This is a genomic window from Microlunatus sp. Gsoil 973, assembly GCF_009707365.1.
In the GTDB taxonomy this organism is placed as follows: domain Bacteria; phylum Actinomycetota; class Actinomycetes; order Propionibacteriales; family Propionibacteriaceae; genus Microlunatus.
On record NZ_CP046122.1, the window covers coordinates 1,852,745 to 1,870,385 of the forward strand.

15 protein-coding genes and 1 pseudogene are annotated in these 17,641 nt (G+C 68.4%); 6 read left to right on the forward strand and 10 right to left on the reverse strand.

Annotated elements, in window-relative coordinates; genetic code table 11:
* Positions 1–28: 28 nt before the first annotated feature.
* Positions 29–1,126, reverse strand: a complete 1,098-nt coding sequence (locus GJV80_RS08800; RefSeq protein ID WP_154687575.1) for a DNA polymerase domain-containing protein — start codon at positions 1,124–1,126, stop codon at positions 29–31.
* Positions 1,127–1,220: 94 nt separating this feature from the next.
* Between GJV80_RS08800 and msrB the strand changes: the two genes are divergently transcribed.
* Positions 1,221–1,664: a peptide-methionine (R)-S-oxide reductase MsrB gene (msrB, locus tag GJV80_RS08805; protein WP_154687576.1), complete on the forward strand. Its 444-nt coding sequence runs from the start codon at positions 1,221–1,223 to the stop codon at positions 1,662–1,664.
* A gap of 279 nt (positions 1,665–1,943) precedes the next feature.
* Here msrB and GJV80_RS08810 read toward each other — a convergent pair whose 3' ends face one another.
* Positions 1,944–2,129, reverse strand: coding sequence for a hypothetical protein (locus GJV80_RS08810; protein WP_154687577.1), 186 nt, complete (start codon positions 2,127–2,129; stop codon positions 1,944–1,946).
* Positions 2,130–2,163: 34 nt separating this feature from the next.
* Between GJV80_RS08810 and GJV80_RS08815 the strand changes: the two genes are divergently transcribed.
* Entirely contained in the window at positions 2,164–3,255 is a 1,092-nt protein-coding gene (locus GJV80_RS08815) for a hypothetical protein (protein ID WP_154687578.1), read from the forward strand.
* On the opposite strand, the gene GJV80_RS08820 is transcribed toward GJV80_RS08815, so the two are convergent.
* The 5 genes from GJV80_RS08820 to hemE are packed head-to-tail and all read right to left on the reverse strand — an operon-like array spanning position 3,252 to position 7,818.
* Positions 3,252–4,547 carry a DUF4038 domain-containing protein gene (locus GJV80_RS08820; protein WP_154687579.1) on the reverse strand — a complete coding sequence of 432 codons (1,296 nt, stop codon included), beginning with the start codon at positions 4,545–4,547 and terminating at the stop codon, positions 3,252–3,254. The genes GJV80_RS08815 and GJV80_RS08820 overlap by 4 nt on opposite strands.
* A 6-nt stretch (positions 4,548–4,553) precedes the next feature.
* On the reverse strand, positions 4,554–5,273 hold the full coding sequence (gene hemQ, locus GJV80_RS08825) for a hydrogen peroxide-dependent heme synthase (RefSeq protein WP_370518827.1): 720 nt from the start codon (positions 5,271–5,273) through the stop codon (positions 4,554–4,556).
* 42 nt (positions 5,274–5,315) lie between these two features.
* A complete protein-coding gene (locus GJV80_RS24525) occupies positions 5,316–5,939 on the reverse strand; it encodes an NAD(P)/FAD-dependent oxidoreductase (RefSeq protein ID WP_154687580.1) in 624 nt (207 codons plus the stop codon).
* On the reverse strand, positions 5,936–6,730 hold the full coding sequence (gene hemG, locus GJV80_RS24530) for a protoporphyrinogen oxidase (protein WP_154687581.1): 795 nt from the start codon (positions 6,728–6,730) through the stop codon (positions 5,936–5,938). The genes GJV80_RS24525 and hemG overlap by 4 nt, the downstream gene beginning before the upstream one ends.
* Positions 6,730–7,818: a uroporphyrinogen decarboxylase gene (gene hemE / locus GJV80_RS08840; RefSeq protein WP_370518828.1), complete on the reverse strand. Its 1,089-nt coding sequence runs from the start codon at positions 7,816–7,818 to the stop codon at positions 6,730–6,732. The genes hemG and hemE overlap by 1 nt, the downstream gene beginning before the upstream one ends.
* Positions 7,819–7,888: 70 nt before the next feature.
* On the opposite strand from hemE, the gene GJV80_RS08845 reads away from it, so the two are divergent.
* Together GJV80_RS08845 and GJV80_RS08850 are read left to right on the forward strand one after the other, a co-directional pair.
* A complete protein-coding gene (locus GJV80_RS08845) occupies positions 7,889–8,500 on the forward strand; it encodes a DUF3000 domain-containing protein (protein WP_154687582.1) in 612 nt (203 codons plus the stop codon).
* A 29-nt stretch (positions 8,501–8,529) separates the two neighbouring features.
* Positions 8,530–9,798: an HRDC domain-containing protein gene (locus GJV80_RS08850; protein WP_230208285.1), complete on the forward strand. Its 1,269-nt coding sequence runs from the start codon at positions 8,530–8,532 to the stop codon at positions 9,796–9,798.
* On the opposite strand, the gene GJV80_RS08855 is transcribed toward GJV80_RS08850, so the two are convergent.
* Positions 9,764–10,342 carry an RDD family protein gene (locus GJV80_RS08855; protein WP_230208286.1) on the reverse strand — a complete coding sequence of 193 codons (579 nt, stop codon included), beginning with the start codon at positions 10,340–10,342 and terminating at the stop codon, positions 9,764–9,766. The two genes, GJV80_RS08850 and GJV80_RS08855, sit on opposite strands and share 35 nt — an antisense overlap.
* Before the next feature lie 206 nt (positions 10,343–10,548).
* On the opposite strand from GJV80_RS08855, the gene GJV80_RS08860 reads away from it, so the two are divergent.
* The gene (locus GJV80_RS08860; protein WP_154687584.1) at positions 10,549–11,757 is read left to right on the forward strand and encodes a thiolase family protein; all 1,209 of its coding nucleotides are present in this window, start codon (positions 10,549–10,551) and stop codon (positions 11,755–11,757) included.
* Complete coding sequence (locus GJV80_RS08865) at positions 11,754–13,892, forward strand: 3-hydroxyacyl-CoA dehydrogenase NAD-binding domain-containing protein (RefSeq protein WP_195909252.1); 2,139 nt, start codon at positions 11,754–11,756, stop codon at positions 13,890–13,892. Before GJV80_RS08860 ends, GJV80_RS08865 begins: the two co-directional genes overlap by 4 nt.
* 21 nt (positions 13,893–13,913) lie before the next feature.
* On the opposite strand, the gene GJV80_RS08870 is transcribed toward GJV80_RS08865, so the two are convergent.
* Positions 13,914–15,395 carry an amino acid permease gene (locus GJV80_RS08870; RefSeq protein ID WP_370518829.1) on the reverse strand — a complete coding sequence of 494 codons (1,482 nt, stop codon included), beginning with the start codon at positions 15,393–15,395 and terminating at the stop codon, positions 13,914–13,916.
* A gap of 247 nt (positions 15,396–15,642) precedes the next feature.
* Positions 15,643–17,567, reverse strand: a pseudogene (gene dxs, locus GJV80_RS08875) (1-deoxy-D-xylulose-5-phosphate synthase).
* Between the last annotated feature and the right edge of the window lie 74 nt (positions 17,568–17,641).

The following is a 17,641-nucleotide window of genomic DNA, read 5'->3' on the forward strand; positions in this document are numbered from 1 at the left end:
CCGATGTCCGGACCGCGTCGCCGGGTGATCAGTCGCCCGCGCGCTCGGGTTCGATCCGGTTGCCGTCGGCGTCCCAGTGCGCTGCGACCTTCTTGCTCGGCTGCACGCGCGGCGGCTCACCGGGCATCTTGGGATAGTCGGGCGGAAAGTTGAGTTCGCCGCCGGGCAGCGTCTCCCACAGCTGGAGCAGCGGATCGAGGGAGAACGCCTGGTCGTCCATGTCCGACCACGGGTTCCCGTCGGCCAGGTAGTCCGGGACGGTGAACAGGTTGAACTCCCGCGGATCGTCGGTCTCGGCCAGCCGTTCCCAGGTCATCGGCGTGCTCACCGGCGCACCCGGTCGGGCCCGCAGGCTCCAGGCGCTGGCGATCGTCCGGTCCCTGTTGTTCTGGTTGTAGTCGAGGAACAACCGCTCACCGCGCTCCTCCTTCCACCATGCGGTGGTCACCCGATCGTCCCGGCGTTCCAGCTCACGCCCGAAGCCGATCGCCGCGTGCCGGAGGTCCTCGAAGCTGTACGACGGCTGGATGCGGACGTAGATGTGGATCCCGCGGTTGCCGCTGGTCTTGGGATAGCCCCGCAATCCCAGTTCCTCCAACAGTTCCCGGGCAACACCGGCCACCCGGCGGGCGTCGGCGAAGGTGGTGCCCGGCTGCGGGTCGAGGTCGAGCCGCAGCTCGTCCGGACGATCGACATCCAGACGCCGTACCGGCCAGGGGTGGAAGGTCAGGGCGCCCATCTGTCCTGCCCAGACCAGCGCTGCCGGTTCGGTCGGACACAACTCGTCGGCGGTACGGCCACTGGGAAACGTGACGGTCACCGTCTCGACGAACGCCGGGGCGCCCTTGGGCAGCCGTTTCTGGTAGAAGCCGTCACCCTCCCTGTCCTGCGGGCCGGTCGCCAGTCGCATACCTTCCCGCCAACCGTCGGGCCAACGTTCCATCGCCGTCGGACGTTCGCCGACAGCCGCCATCAGCGGCCCGCCCACGGCGGCGAAGTATTCGCAGACCTCCAGTTTGGTGACCTGCGGCGTCCGCTCGGTGGCCTCGTACACCACCCGATCGGGACTGGTCACCCGGACCTCACGCCCGTCGGCGACCACCGCGGCGGCTTGGCTCTTGGACATGTCCCTAGGCTAGGGGTGGGCCGCCGGAACGAACAGGCCGAAGGTCGTGTTGCGTCCGGTGGGCCCACCGTGGGCCCGCGAAGGAGGAGTCACCATGACCACCGAGCAGAACACCGATCCGGCCGGCAAGGTCGGCAAGGTCGTCAAGTCCGAAGAGGAATGGCGCAAGCTGCTCAAGCCATCCGAATTCCACGTGCTGCGGGAGGCGGGCACGGAACGCCCATTCACCGGCGAGTACACCGACACCAAGACCCAGGGCGTCTACCGCTGTCGCGCCTGCGGGACCGAGCTGTTCCGCAGCGACGAGAAGTTCGAGAGTCACTGCGGCTGGCCGTCGTTCTTCGCACCGCTCGCCGAGGACCGGGTGCGGTACATCACCGACACCAGCCTCGGAATGCGCCGCGTCGAGGTACGCTGCGCGACCTGCGACTCCCATCTCGGCCACGTCTTCGAGGGCGAGGGCTACCCGACCCCGACCGACCTGCGCTACTGCATCAACTCGATCAGCCTGACCCTGGAGCCCGCCGACCAGCCCTGACCCCACCCCGCGAGGGGTCACATATTCACTCATATTCGCGGCGTGTCGCCGCCCGCCGTCCAAGCCTCCCCGCGAGGGGTCACATAATCCCTCATATTCGCGGCGTGTCGTGCGGCCCGGCGCCCGGCCGGATCAACGCGACGGACGCAAGCCTTGAGCAAGCACGGACCGAGGCCGGGATCGAAGCGGCGGGTAAAGGTTCGGGCAGGATTGCTGACATCGAGTTCGCCGACCGATTGAGCGCAGTGTTCGGCGGTTACCGTGACTGCGTGCCTGAGCTCAGCGCACCGATCGCCGGCACCGACGGTCGGCGGCGCGACCGATGATCACCGACCTCCGCGCCGGCAGTCGGGCCGTCCCGCAGCCGTCCAACAGGCCGACAGCTCCGTCGACCGGCGAGCCGATCGGGGCGACCGGCCGATCGGCAACCTGGTCGGCACCCGAGTCGGCCGGCCGGTCGGACACCCGGCCGACTGTCACGGCGCCGGGCAATTGGCCCGTGCTGAAGCCGGTGCTGATCTTCCACCTGGTCAGCCGGGCTGTCGTCGTCACGGGCCTCGTACTGGCATCCATCTGGAGCGGCCGACCCTTCCCCGAGGTGATGACCCGGTGGGACGGTGAGTGGTACAAGAAGGTCGCCGAACAGGGCTATCCGTCGCCGCTGCCCGTCCATCCGACCGGACGGTACGAATCAAGCACGGCAGCCTTCTTCCCGCTGTATCCGTTGCTGACCAAGGGGCTGACCGGTCTCGGCATGCCGTTCTGGCTATCCGGCATGGTGATCAATCTGGTCGCCTCGACGGCGGCGGTGTTGATCATCGTTCTGGTCGGAACGCAGTATCTCGACCGGCGGCCGGCCCAACTGTTGGGCTGTCTGTGGACCGCCTTCCCGGTCTCCGCCGTCCTCACCACGACCTACACCGAGGCGGTCTTCACCGCGCTGGGCGCCGGCGCACTGTTGCTGGCGCTGCGTCGCCGCTGGGTGCTCGCCGGGCTGCTGGCCGCGCTGGCCGGAGCCGTACGGGCTCCCGGTATCGTCTTCGCGGGAGCTGTCGGACTGGCTGCGCTCGAGGCGATCCTGCGACGGCGGGAGTGGCGTGCCCTGGCCGGAGCAGTCGTTGCACCGTTGGGTTTCCTGGCCGCGATCGGCTACATCGGCCTGCGGACCGGCGCCGCCGACGCCTGGCGCCTCACCGAGCGCGACGGCTGGCACACCAGCCTGAACTTCGGCGCCGAGTGGGTCAACTTCCTGACGCCCAGGACGACGAACCAACACGACCTGGTGCATCTGGGCATGGGCCTGATGGCGATCGGACTCATCGTGCTGATGATCATTGCGATCATCCGCCGACCACCCGTACCGATCATCGGACTGTTGATCGTCGGAGCCTTCACGGCCTTCGGGTTCGGCGGCGTGATGATGAACGCGGCACCACGGGTGATGATGTCCTTCTTCCCCGTGCTGGCCCCGTTGGCGGTCCTGATGGCGCGGTGGCGGACACCCGTCCAATGGCTGCTGCTCTCGGTTGCCGCAGTGATCGCCGCGGTGCTCGGCGGCTACTTCTTCGCCTTCGCACCGCTACCGGTCTAGCGGCCGGCCCTCCGGGTCAGTCGCCGACCGCATCGGTCACCACCAGCACTCCGTCCTGCTGGTACGGATTGGCGATCTCGGCCGGCCGGCCGGTGATCGGCGACGGCTCCTCCCAGACACCGTTCCGCGGGTTCCACCACCGTCCGCTCGGCCGGGCCAGCTCCAGGCGCTGCAGATCCAGGCAGACCGGCTTTCCTGCGGGGGGCATAGACCGCGACCGCCGTACGGTCCCGTCTGGCCATCGCCCGGACGTGCCCGGCCCGGGAGCCGATCCGTGCGGTCAGCAGATCCTGCCGCGGCTCCCACTCGGAGATCTGAAGTTCACCGAAGAGCCGTACGGCTGCCGCCACCTGGCGAGCACCCGGCAGCTGCAACGCCTCCCGCCAGTCCCCCGTGCCGCCGTGTACCGGATCCGCCTGGCCGCCGACCAGGAACTGGTAGCTGCCGTTGGCACCGTAGACATGCCCCGCCGCTCCCGCGAACACCGAGTGGTAGACGGCGCGGCGGGCATCAGCGTCGGTGAACGTCCAGTCCCCGCTGGCCCGCCAGCGCGGGTCCATCACCGGATGAGCCTCGTAGTTCGGCTCGCCGTCGATCACCGGCCGCTGCGGCCGTTGGGCGATGAGCTGTTCGATGAGTTGATAGTTGGGCGGCGCCCAGCCGTGATGCCCGGACTGGATGAGGTCGAAGTCCATCCAGTCGGCGGCGCCGACGTCGTCCTTGGACGCTTCGCGGGGGTGGAAGGTGATCAGCTGGCTGCTGCCGACCACTTCGCGGATCCCGTCGGCAAAGGCGTTCACGACGTCGCGATGCCGCGGGCAGTCGATCGTCCGGTCCCCGCCGAGCACCCAGATCACGTCGGCGTCGGCGTATCGCTCGGCGACCCAGCGCGCGTACGGCCGGGCCAGGTCCGGCGTCGAGAACAGTTCGTCCGGCTCGGACCAGTAGCTTCCCCAGCAGGGCAACAGGCCCATGGTCAGCCCGCGCTGGTTGGCCTGCCACACCGTCCGGTCGGCGTGCTCCCAGTAGCGGGGATTCGGCCGGGAGCCGGTCCGCCCGGCGAACGGCAGCTCACCCTCGGCATTCGGTACGTCGGCACCGCCGAACTCGCCGACGAGTACCGCGAGAACGGTGTTGAATCCCTGCTCCGCGCGGGTCGTCAGATAGTCATCGGTGTCCTGATCACCCAGCCGATGGAACAACTCCCAGGCGGTGTCGCCGAAGAGGAACCACGGCCGCCCGTCACGGGTCAGGTGGCGTCGGTCGTCAGCGACCGCCAGTCGACCGGGCACCGGCGCTCACCAGCCGGCGACGATCTCGGCCAGCTCCCCACGACGCCCGGTGAAGAACGGGATCTCCAGCCGCGTGTGCCGGCGCGCCTCGGCCTTGCGCAGTTCGCGCATCAGGTCGACGATCCGGTGCAGCTCATCGGCCTCGAAGGCGAGGATCCACTCGTAGTCACCGAGCGCGAAAGATGCCACCGTGTTGGCCCGCACGTCGGGGAAGGTCCTGGCCATCATGCCGTGTTCGGCCAGCATCCTCCGGCGATCCTCGTCGGGCAGCAGGTACCACTCGTAGGACCGGACGAACGGATACACGCAGACGTAGTTCTTCGGCTCCTCGCCGGACATGAACGCCGGAACGTGGCCCTTGTTGAATTCGGCCGGGCGGTGCAGGGCCGCCTCCGACCAGCGGGACTCGAGCTGGCTGCCCAGCGTCGACCGCCGGAAGGCGTGGTACGCCGACTGCAACACGTCGATCGACGGCGCATGCCACCAGACCAGGAGATCGGCATCCGCCCGCAGCGCAGCGACGTCGTACCAGCCGCGGATCTGCAGATCCTCGCCGTCGGCAGCCTTCTCGATGTCGGCCAGCGCCTCAGCGGCCAGCTGCTGCGGATCGCCCTCAGGCCGGTGCGGGCGCCGGAACACCGACCACATCGTGTAGCGGATGGTGTCGTTGATGTCCCTCGCCTTGACGCGGGTCCGTTCCTGGTTCGTGTCAGTCCCTTCGCTCACGCACCCATTCTGCGCCCCACCTCCGACCGGCCACGAACCGCGTCAGCCGAGCAGCGATTCGGCGGCCCGGCGTGCCGTCGCGATACACGCCGGTACACCGACACCGTCGAGGTAGGCGCCGGCGACGGCGATGCCGGCAACGGCGCCAACCGCCGACCGCAGCTCGGTCATCGATCGCCGGTGATCGACCAAGTACTGCGGCAGTCCCCCGCCCCACCGCTGGACCGATGCGGCGAGGGGTCGTGCGGTCTCCCATCCCGGAACCTGGCGGGCCTCGGCCAGCGTCCGGTCGATCAGTTGTTGATCATCGATCTGTAGCAGGTGTTCTTCACCCAGGCGGCCGACGCTGGCCCGGGCGACCGCCACGTCCGCACCGTACGCCTGCGTGGCACGATCGGCGATCCACTCCCATTTGTTGCTGGAATAGGTGAACGCCTTGATCGTCGGCAACTCCCCCGGCGGCACCAGGAGGCCGGAACCGTCCAATGATGCCCCGGCCAGCACGAATGTGATCACGGCCATGGACGCGTACGGGATCCTGGACAGCAGCGGTGTCGCGTCGGGACAGACGGCGCTGAGCAGTCGGGCCGCGGGAGTCGCGGGAACCGCGAGCAGCACCCGGTCGGCGGTGATCGTCCGGGGAGCAGGTGCCGGTCCGGTGATCAACTCGAAGCCCCCCGGGCCGTACGGGTGATCGTCCGGACCGGTGTCCCGATCCGCAGCTCGACGCGGCGCCGCTCAAGATCAGCTTCCAGCGCGGTGATCAACGTGTTGATGCCGCCCCGGAGCCCGGCGAAGACCGGTGGCGCATCACCGGTCGCGGCATCGTTGCTGCGTCGTGCGGCGGCCGCCACCTCGCGCGCGGCCCGTAGCAGCGATCCGCCGGAGCGTGCGGCTGCGTACAGTGCGGGATGGACGGCCTCGAAGGAGAGTCGGCGTGACTGCCCGGCGTAGACGCCGCCGAGCATCGGCTCCAACAGTCGGTCGGTGACCTCGTCACCGAACCGCGCGGCCACGTAGTCACCGATCCCGATATCACCGGTGAGCGGTTCAGCGGGAAGATCAATCTCCGTCCTGGCCCTGGCCAGCCCTGCGGGGCTCAGGTAGCCGTCGAGGCCGTCAAGGTCGACAGGTACGCCCATGTTGCTCGGCGGCAGCGGTCGCACTGCTCCGTCGAGAAAGGACTGCGCCCGGGCGGCGGTCGGATGTACCCGTTGATCATCCAGGCCGAGCTCGCTGATCAGCTCGAGGCCCTCGGGGCGGCGGGCGAGCATCGACTCGGCGCCGACATCCACTCTCAGCCCGTCGGCAAGGTCGAGGCGGGTGATCTTGCCGCCGAACCGCGGGGAACCCTCGCAGACGATGATCTTGTCGTGCGGTGCGAGGCAGGACAGCTCGCGTGCAGCGGACAGTCCGGTGATGCCGCCGCCGATGATCACCGTGGTCGCATCGACCATCAGCCGAGCTCCGCACGCAGTGCCGGGCCCTCGGCGTGGACAAGATCAACGATCTTGGCCAGTACGTCGGGGTCGGCGGTCGGCGGGACGCCGTGTCCCAGGTTGAAGATGTGACCGGGCGCCTGGGCCCCAGACCTGATCACCTCCCGGACCCGGTCGGCCAGCACCGGCCACGGCGCACCGAGCAGCGCCGGGTCGAGGTTGCCCTGCACGGCATGGCCCGGCCCGATCCGCCGGGCGGCCTCGGCGAGCGGGATCCGCCAGTCCACGCCGACGACGTCGGCGCCGGCGGCCGCCATCGCCGGCAACAGTTCGCCGGTCCCGACACCGAAATGGATGGTCGGCACGCCTGCCTCGTGGGCCCGGGCCAGCACCCGGGCCGATTGATTCACCACCGAGGAGTTGTAGTCGGCCAGCGACAGGCTGCCTGCCCAGGAGTCGAACAGTTGCACGATCCCGGCCCCGGCGTCGATCTGCACGGTCAGGAAGTCCGCGGCGATCCCGGCCAGCCGATCGCACAGCTCCTGCCAGAGGGCAGGATCTCCTGCCATCATCGCCTTGGTGCGGGCGTAGTCCTTGCTCGGTCCGCCCTCCACCAGATAGCTGGCCAGCGTGAACGGTGCCCCGGCGAAGCCGATCAGCGGTGTGTCGCCGAGTTCGGCGACCAGCAGGCGTACGGCCTCGGCCACCGGTTCGACCGTGGCCGGGTCGAGCGGCTGCAGGCGGTCCACCGCGGCGCGATCCCGGATCGGTTCGTCGATCACCGGCCCGATACCCGGCTTGATGTCCAGCCCGATCCCCGCGGCCCGGAGCGGAACCATGATGTCGCTGTACAGCACGGCGCCGTCGACGCCGTAGCGGCGCACCGGCTGCAGGGTGATCTCGGTGACCAGATCCGGCCGGTTGCAGGTTTCGATCATGGGCAGCCCGTCGCGTACCCGGTGGTATTCCGGCAGCGACCGGCCGGCCTGGCGCATGAACCACACCGGCAGCCGATCGCCCTGCCGGCGACGCGCGGCGGCGAGCAGGGCCGGTTCGGCGGTCGATGCCTCGGGTACGGGATTGGTGGGCGATTCAGGTGCGGGCACGGACTGAATCTTTTCACGCGCGGCGCGTCGGGACTCATCGGTGTGGGTGGCCCGGAATAGGGTCGACTCCGTGGGTGTCAATCAGGAGAAGCCCTCCACCCCGGACGGCTTCCGGAGAGTCGTGGCGGAACTGCGTTCCGCCTCGTGGCGTCCTGAACTGCAGATCGAGGAGATCCCGGCGCCGCAGCGGATCGCTCCTTTCGCTGCCGCCGTCACCGCTGATGTGGTGATCGGCGGTGAGGAGATCGGCAGCGGCCGGCTGGTGTTGTTGCACGATCCGGCCGGCAACGCAGCCTGGGGCGGCACGTTCCGGCTGGTCACCTTCGCCCGGGCCGAGGTGGATCCGGAGATGGTCACCGACCCGCTCCTCGGCAGCGTCGGCTGGAGCTGGCTGATCGAGGCGCTGGGCAACCACCATGCGGCGTTCCACTCCCCGAGCGGTACGGTGACATCGGTCTCGAGCGAATCGTTCGGTGGCATGGCCGACGAACCGCAACGGGCCGAAGTGGAGATCCGGGCGTCCTGGACGCCGGAGATCGAGGACTACGAACCGCTGACACCACATCTGGAGGCGTGGGGCGAGATGTTGTGCACGACCGCCGGTCAGCCGCCGCTGCCCGAAGGTGTGGTCTCGATCCCGTCGCGTCGGACTCCCCAGGGGCGGAACGGTCGCTCACGGTGACGACCCCGAGTGTTCCGGGGGACGATCCAGTGGCGGATTCCAGCGTCGAGCCATCGCACGGCGAGGACGACGTTCGCGTCGTTACCGAGCCTGCTGACGGGCTCGGCATGGTCGTGGCCGACCCCGCCGGCTATCAGCAGGCGGTTGCCGCGCTGGCAGCCGGCACCGGACCGGTCGCGATCGACGCCGAGCGGGCACACGGCTTCCGGTACAGCAATCGCGCCTATCTGATCCAGCTCCGGCGGCAGGGCGCCGGCACCGTACTGATCGATCCGATCGCGTTGGCGCCGGGCACCGGGCCGGCCGATTTCGGTGATCTGGATGAGCTGATCATCGACGAGGAATGGATCATCCACGCGGCGCACCAGGATCTGCCCTGCCTGGTCGAACTGGGGCTGGTCCCCGGACACATCTTCGACACCGAGCTCGCCGGTCGGCTGCTCGGCTATCCGCGTGTGAATCTCGGCACCCTGCTGGAGGAGTTCTTCGGTGTCCGGCTGCTTAAGGAGCACTCGGCCGCCGACTGGTCGAAGCGGCCGCTGCCCAGGGACTGGCTCAATTACGCCGCGCTCGATGTCGAATTGTTGATCGACCTGCGCAACGCCCTTGCCGAACGGCTGGCCGAGACGGGCAAGGACGAGTGGGCACGGCAGGAATTCGAGTTCCTGGCCACCCATTCCACCGATCCGGCGGATGTCCGCCCGGATCCGTGGCGGCGTACCTCGGGGATCCACCGGATCCGCAACCGGCGCGGGCTGGCGATCGTCGCCGAGCTCTGGCGGGCCCGCGACGAGATCGCCCGCAGGACGGATCGGACTCCGGGCCGGATCCTGCCCGATGCCACCATCGCCGAGATCGGCGCCCTCAAGGCCCCGACCCAGCAGGCGATCCGCGACCTGCCGGCCATGAACCGTCGGGGTGCCCGCCGGTACGAGGCGAACTGGCTGGCCGCGGTCGACCGGGCGATGGCGCTGCCGGAGACCAAGCTGCCGCCCTTGCACCGGCATGCCGACGGACCGCCCCAGCAGGCCCGTCTGTGGGCCGGCCGGGATCCGATCGCCGCGGCGCGGCTGGCGGCGGCACGCGAGGCGCTGGCCGCCCGGGCGGCCGAACTGACCCTGCCGGTGGAGAACCTGCTCACCCCTGACTACCTGCGTCGGCTGGCCTGGCGCCCGCCGGAACCGCTCGACGAAACCACGGTGGACACCTTCCTGGACACGCTGGGTGCCCGCCGCTGGCAACGCGAGCTCGTCGTCCCGCTGATCACCCCGCTCCTCCTCTCGCCGAGGGGTCAGTAATTCCTTCATTTCCGCGGCGTGTCGTGGCTGCACGCCCGGTTGCACGGACAGTTGTGCCGGCGATGCGGTCGTACGGCGTCCGCCCGGAACCGATGAACAGCGAGACGATCCAGACGGTCGGCAGAATGTACGCCGCCGCGGTGAGAACCCAGAGCCAGCCGGGCACAGCGGCGTCGGACGATGCGACGAGGGCGTACACATCGGCGTGACCGATCAACCACGGCACGGTGATCTTGAGACCGTTGCGCGCCACAGCACGCCCGAATCCCGGTCGCACGCCGGCGACCGTGGTCACCCGCAGTCCGGTCACGCGCTTGCCGATGGTTGCGACGCCACGCCGGGACTCCAGCCCGGCCAGACCCAACGTCACAGGGATCACCAGGACAGCGGTCGCAACCAGGTTCCCGGCCGCTGACGACAACCCCGGGATCAGCCCGCCCCGGTAGAGCGGGACCGCGATCGCGGCCAGCACTGCTGCCCAGACCAGGATGCAGCACCAGTCGATCAACCACCCGAGCAGTCTCCGCCACGGGTGCCGCTCCACAGGCCAGACTGTAGCCCGCCGCATCGCCGGACTGCGCCGAGGCCGACCGGGCTGCGAGCCGATGGACCCGGTCCGCCGGCGGGTGGACCTGGCGGACCCACCGACGCCGCACCGGTCCGCGCGGTCAGAGACACCACGACACGCCGCGAATATGAGGGATTATGTGACCCCTCGCCGGGGTGGTTACTGGTGAGTAATATGGGGCCATGCCCAGAGCCTCCCGCGAGGTCGTCTTCGTCGACGGCGTCCGCACCCCATTCGGCAAGGCCGGGTCGATGTACGCCGAGACGCGTGCCGACGACCTGGTGATCAACTGCATCCGCGAGCTGATGCGTCGCCATCCCGAGCTGCCGCCCGAGAAGGTGGACGAGGTCGCGATCGCCGCAACGACGCAGATCGGTGATCAGGGTCTGACCATCGGCCGCAGCGCCGCGCTGCTCGCCGGGCTACCGCGCACCGTCCCCGGGTACGCCATCGACCGGATGTGTGCCGGCGCGATGACCGCGGTCACCACCACCGCATCGGGGATCGCGTTCGGCGCCTATGACGTGGCGATCGCCGGCGGGGTCGAGCACATGGGCAGGCACCCCATGGGTGAGGGCATCGATCCCAACCCCCGCATCGTTGCCGAGAAGCTGGTCGACGAGTCGGCCTTGATCATGGGATCGACGGCCGAGAACCTGCATGATCGCTACCCGGAGATCACCCGGCAGCGCTCCGACGCGTTCGCGCTACTCAGCCAGCAGCGGGTGGCCGCTGCCTACCGCTCCGGCATTATCCAGGAGTCCCTGGTTCCGACCGCGATCCGCAGCGCCGAACTTGGCTGGGGACTCGCCACGACCGACGAGCCGCCGCGCCCGGACACCAGCCTCCAGGCACTGGCCGGCCTGCGGACCCCGTTCCGGCCGCACGGCCGGGTGACGGCCGGGAACGCCGCGGGCCTGAACGACGGCGCCACTGCCTCGCTGCTGGCCGCCGAGGACACCGCCGGCGAGCTCGGACTGCCGGCCGCGATGCGGCTCGTCTCGTACGCCTTCGCCGGGGTCGATCCCGAGGTGATGGGTGTCGGACCGATTCCCGCCACCGAGAAGGCTTTGCAGCGCGCCGACCTGAGCTTCGACGATCTCGGGGCGATCGAGATCAACGAGGCGTTCGCGGTCCAGGTGCTCGCCTTCTGTGATCATTTCAAGGTCCCCGACGACGACCCGAAGCTCAATCCGTACGGCGGCGCCATCGCCCTCGGCCACCCGCTCGCCAGCTCCGGCGTACGCCTGATGATCCACCTGGCCCGTACGTTCCGCGACAACCCGCAGATCCGCTACGGCCTGACCACCATGTGCGTCGGCCTGGGCATGGGTGGATCGGTGATCTGGGAGAACCCGCACTACAACTCGGCGCAGGGAGCAGCACGATGACCACGGATTCGGGGACCAAGGATCTGCAGACGATGATCGACGAGGCCGCGGCACTCGCCGAGGAATCCGTTGTCACCAAGGCATTGAGCCGGGACGTCGCTCTCCCCCACAACGCCGGAACCGCCGTGTTGATCACGCTCGACAACGGCCAGGACCACAAGCGTCCGAACACCTTCGGACCGGCGAGTCTGGGCAATCTCAATGCCGCGATCGACGCCGCACTGGCCCGCGACGAGATCGCCGCGATCGCGATCACCGGCAAACCGTTCATCCTGGCCGCCGGTGCCGATCTCACCGGAGTTTCCAAGATCACCAAGCCGGAGCAGGCCGACGCGATCGCCCGGATCGGTCACCAGGTCTTCGGCAAACTGGGCACCGCCCGCGTCCCGACCTTCACCTTCTACAACGGCCTGGCGCTCGGCGGTGGTCTCGAGGTCGGCCTGAACTCCCGTTACCGAACCGTCTCCCGGTCCGCTGCCGGACTCGCGCTCCCGGAGGTCTTCCTCGGGCTGGTGCCCGGTTGGGGCGGCGCCTACCTGGTGCCCAATCTGATCGGCGCCGACAACGCGGTGACCGTGATCATCGAGAATCCGTTGAACAACAACCGGATGCTCACCGGCCCCCAGGCGTACGAACTCGGCCTCGCCGATGCGATCTTCGACGGCGCCGACTTCCTGGAACGCTCGCTTGACTGGGCCGGCCAGGTCGTTGCCGGCATGATCACCGTCAACCGTCCGGAAGTCGACCGGGGCGAGGCCTGGGATGCGGCAGTTGCCCGCGGAAGGGCAATCGCCGACGCCAAGGTGTCGGGTGCGGCCCCGGCGCCGTACCGGGCGCTGGAGCTGATCAGTGCAGCCAAGGACCAGGACCGCGAGGCGGCCTTCGAACGGGAGAACGCGGTCCTCACCGAGTTGATCATGTCCGACGAGCTCCGCGCCGGCCTGTACGCCTTCGATCTGGTCCAGAAGCGTGGCCGCAAGCCTGCCGGTGCACCGGATTCCTGGCTGGCCAGGACGGTGACCAAGGTAGGCGTCGTCGGCGCCGGGCTGATGGCCTCACAACTGGCGCTGCTGTTCCTGCGCAGACTCCAGGTCCCGGTGGTGATCAGCGATGTCGATCAGGAACGGGTTGATCGGGGTCTCGCCGGCGTGCACAATGAGATCGACCGGCTGCTGTCCCGGGGTCGGATCACGACCGACACCGCGAACCGCTTCAAGGCGCTGATCACCGGCACCACCGACTATGCGGCCTACGCCGACTGCGACTTCGTGATCGAGGCGGTGTTCGAGGAACTCGCAGTGAAGAAGCAGGTCTTCACAGAACTGGAGAAGTACGTCTCGGCCGAGGCGGTGCTGGCGACCAACACCTCGTCGCTGTCGGTCTCGGAGATGTCCGAGGACCTTGATCATCCCGAACGGGTGGTCGGCTTCCACTTCTTCAACCCGGTCGCGGTCCTGCCGTTGCTCGAGGTCGCCCGGGGCGGGAAGACCGACGACGAGACGGTGGCGACGGCGCTGGCGGTGGCCAAGAAGCTTCGTAAGAACGCCGTGATCGTCTCCGATGCCCCGGCGTTCGTGGTGAACCGACTGCTCACCCGGCTGATGGGTGAGGTGATCGCGGCCATCGACGAGGGTACGCCGATCGAGGTCGCCGACCGGGCGCTGCGTCCGCTCGGGCTGCCGATGACGCCGATGGTGCTCACCCAGTTGGTCGGTCCGGCGATCGCCCTGCACGTCGCCGAAACCCTGCACGCGAAACTCGGCGACCGGTTCGGTGTGTCGGAGAACCTGCGGGCTCTGGTCGCTTCCCAGCGGCCCGGCGTCTACGACTGGAACGCCGACGGCGCGCCGTACGTCCCGGACGAGGTGAAGGCGTTGTTCACCGTCGGCGACAAGCCGAGCACACCGGAGCAGATCCTCGACCGGGCGACGACCGCGCTGGCCGAGGAGATCGCGATGATGCTGGACGAGAAGGTGGTGCAGGCGCCGATGGACATCGATCTCTGCCTGATCCTCGGCGCCGGCTGGCCGTTCCACGACGGTGGCATCACGCCGTACCTGGATCGGACCGGGGTCTCGGAGAAGGTCACCGGATGCAGGTTCCTGCCACCGGGGGTGGCCGGCGTCGCCCGCTGATCAGGCCGTGACCGCCGCGGATCAGCTCCGCTCCTGGTCGACCGCCTCAGGGGCGCTGTGCAGGTCCGCGCCGGTCGCCAACCGGGAGCGCGTACGGCTGTAGCCGAAGTAGACCAGGAAGCCGACGGCCATCCAGACCACGAACCGGATCCAGGTCTCGATCGACAGGTTGATGGTCAGGTAGAAGCAGATCAGCGCAGAGACGATCGGCACAGCCGGGACGCCCGGCACCCGGAACGCCCGCGGCAGATCGGGCCGGGTCCGGCGCAGCACGACCACGCCGATCGAGACCAGGATGAAGGCGGTCAGCGTACCGATGTTGACCATCTCGGCCAGCCAGTCCTCCGGCACGAAACCGGCGATCAGGATGCCGACCACACCGATGATCGCGATCACCCGGTACGGCGTCTTGAAGGACGGGTGCAGCGCGCTCAGCCGGGGCGGCAGCAGATGATCGCGGGACATGGCGAAGACCACCCGGGAGGCTCCGGTGAGCAGAGTGAGTACCACCGTCATCAGACCGGCGACGGCACCGGCGGAGATGATCGTTGCCATCCAGCCCTTGCCCACGGTCTCGAAGGCCTGGGCGAGGGCGGCATCCGGATCGATCTTGTCGTAGCGCACCATGCCGGTGATCACCAGGCAGACCGCGCAGTAGAGGATCGTGCAGATGATCAAGGACGCGATGATGCCGATCGGCAGATCCCGCTGCGGGTTCCTGGCCTCCTCGGCGGTCGTTGCGACGACGTCGAAGCCGATGTAGGCGAAGAACACCAGCGCCGCTCCGGAGAAGATCCCGAAGACGCCGAAGGCACTGGGCTGCATGCCGAGCAAGGCCTGGATCAACGGCTGGGTGAGACCGGCAACCTGTTCACCCGGCTGGGACGGCGGGATGAACGGCGAGTAGTTGGCGGCCTGGATGAAGAACAGGCCGGCGATGATCACGAACAGGACGATGAAGATCTTCAGCGCGACCAGCGCCATGTTGACCCGTAGCGACTCCTTGATCCCGACCGTGATCAGCACGCAGAGGCCGAAGACCAGCAGGGCTGCCAGCCAGTGGAACGGACCGATGTGCTCGGAGAAGCCGTCACCACCCAGCTGGTGGATCAGTAATTCGGCGTACTGCGACCAGCCCTGGGCAACCGTCCCCGCACCGACCAGCAGCTCCAGCATCAGGTCCCAGCCGATGATCCAGGCGATGAGTTCGCCGAGGCTGGCGTAGGAGAAGGTGTACGCCGACCCGGACACCGGAACGGTGGAGGCGAACTCGGCGTAACAGAGGGCCGCGAAGGCGCAACACAGGCCGGAGAGCACGAAGCTGAGTACGATGCTCGGCCCGGCCATCGTTCCGGCGGCCCGCCCGGTCAGGGTGAAGATACCGGCTCCGATAACGACGCCGATACCGAAGACCGTCAGGTCGAGAGCAGTCAGACTCTTCTTCAGCCGGTACTCCGGCTCATCGGTGTCCTTGAGCGATTGCTCGATGGACTTGGTCCGCATAACGCTCACCCGTACTGCCCTCCCATTCGACGATGAGTCAAGCCGCACCATCACCTTAGGACTGGCTGCGCGTGACGAGTCGGAGATCTGTTCTCGCGCGTCGCGGGTCGCCACAATGCGCCGGCCGACGCGCAGCCGTCGGAACCTTCTTCCCGCACCGCTCAGTGCATCCCGCACCGGGTGTACAGGGTGCGGGATGCAGCAGCCGGTGCGGCAAGAGGGTGGGGCGGGGAGGGTGACCGAGGGGTCAGTTGTGGCCGGGCTCGTCGGCCAGTACGTCCTCGGCGACCAGTGGCCGGGCGTGGCCGACGATCTCCTCCAGGGTCGCCCGGGCGATCTCCTGTGCCGACAGTCCGAGCTCCTCCAGCAGTCCGGACCGGCTGCCGTGTTCCAGGAACTGCTGCGGCACGCCGTAGCTGCGCACCGGAGTGTTGATCTTGTGGTGGGACAGCTCCTGGGTCAGCCGTGCGCCACAGCCGCCGATCACGCCGCTGTCCTCGATGGTGATCACCAGCTGGTGGTGTGCGGCAAGATCAAGGAGAGCCGGGTTCACCGGCAGCGCCCAGACCGGATCCGCCACGGTGACGCCGATGCCCTGATCGGCGAGCCGCCGTCCGACGGTCATCGCCGTTGGCACCATGGCGCCGTAGCCGACGACCAGGGACCTGGTCCTGACCCGTACGGGCCAGGATGTCGACTCCGTCGATGGTGTCGATGGCATCGATGTCCGCGGGCACCGGTTCCTTGCAGTAGCGGATCACCGTCGGCGCGTCGTTTACCGTCACGGCCCGGGCCAGCGCCTGCCGCAACCGGGTGGCATCCCGGGGGGCGGTCAGTTGCAGGCGCGGTACGATCTGCAGGATCGACTGGTCCCACATGCCGTTGTGGCTGGCGCCGTCGTTGCCCGTCACCCCGGCCCGATCCAGGACGAAGGTCACCCCCAGCCGGTGCATGGCGACGTCCATAAGCACCTGGTCGAACGCCCGGTTGAGGAAGGTCGCGTACACCCCGAAGACCGGGTGCATGCCGCCCATCGCGAGTCCCGCGGCCGAGGTGACCGCGTGCTGTTCGGCGATCCCGACGTCGAAGGTGCGTTCGGGGAAGACCTCGGCGAAACGGTGCAGTCCTGTCGGATACAGCATCGCCGCAGTGATCGCGACGAGCCGGTCGTCGAACCTGCCGAGGCGGACCAGTTCCTCTCCGAAGATGTCGGTCCAGCTGCGGCCCTTGGGGTCCGACAGCGGCGCACCGGTGATCTCGTCGATCTTGCCGACCGTGTGGAACTGGTCCTCGGCGTGGTTCTCCGCGGCCGGGAATCCTTTGCCCTTCTTGGTGATCACGTGCACCATCACCGGGCCACCGAAATGCTTGGCCTGATTGAGTGCCTTCTCCACGGCGGCCACGTCGTGACCGTCGATCGGGCCGACGTATTTCAGACCAAGATCAGCAAACATGCCCTGTGGCGCCAGGACATCCTTCAGGCCGGTCTTCACGCCGTGCAACACCTCGTAGGCGGCACTGCCGACCACCGGCGTCCGGGTGACGCTGCGCCGGACAAGATCAAGTACCTGCTCGTAGCGCGGATCGGTGCGCAGCGTGGTCAGATGTTCGGCGATCGCGCCGACCGTCGGGGTGTAGGAACGGCCGTTGTCGTTGACCACGATCACCACGGGCAGGTCCGGGGCGGCGGCGATGTTGTTCAGCGCCTCCCAGGCCATCCCGCCGGTCAGTGCGCCGTCCCCGATCACCGCGACGACCGTGTGCCGGTCGCGGCGCAGCCGGAAAGCCTTGGCCAGCCCGTCGGCGTAGGGACAGCGACGCCGAGGCGTGCTGGTTCTCCACCCAGTCGTGTTCGGACTCGGCGCGGCTGGGATATCCGGAGAGCCCGTGCCGCTGCTTCAGTGTCGGAAAGAGATCGCGGCGGCCGGTCAGCATCTTGTGCACGTAACTCTGGTGGCCGGTGTCGAAGATGATCGGGTCGCGCGGCGAATCGAAAACCCGGTGCAATGCGATGGTGAGCTCGACCACACCGAGGTTCGGTCCGAGATGCCCGCCGGTCCGGCTGACGTGGTGGATCAGGAACGCCCTGATCTCCTCGCTGAGCTGCACCAGTTGTTCCGTGGAGAGCGACCGCAGATCACGCGGGTCGTTGATCTTCTCCAGCAAGGACATGAGGCTGAGTGTACGTGCCCGGGTGTCCGCATGCCGTCTCTGCCGGCCGTGCTTCGGACGTGATCGTCGTTACG

What these genes read in the sequence shown, in the direction of transcription:
- GJV80_RS08800 (WP_154687575.1), bottom strand. Translation starts at nt 1,126, where the DNA reads ATGTCCAAGAGCCAAGCCGCCGCGGTGGTCGCCGACGGGCGTGAGGTC.
- GJV80_RS08870 (WP_370518829.1), bottom strand. Translation starts at nt 15,395, where the DNA reads ATGCGGACCAAGTCCATCGAGCAATCGCTCAAGGACACCGATGAGCCG.
- msrB (WP_154687576.1), top strand. Translation starts at nt 1,221, where the DNA reads ATGACCACCGAGCAGAACACCGATCCGGCCGGCAAGGTCGGCAAGGTC.
- hemG (WP_154687581.1), bottom strand. Translation starts at nt 6,730, where the DNA reads ATGGTCGATGCGACCACGGTGATCATCGGCGGCGGCATCACCGGACTG.
- GJV80_RS08865 (WP_195909252.1), top strand. Translation starts at nt 11,754, where the DNA reads ATGACCACGGATTCGGGGACCAAGGATCTGCAGACGATGATCGACGAG.
- GJV80_RS08860 (WP_154687584.1), top strand. Translation starts at nt 10,549, where the DNA reads ATGCCCAGAGCCTCCCGCGAGGTCGTCTTCGTCGACGGCGTCCGCACC.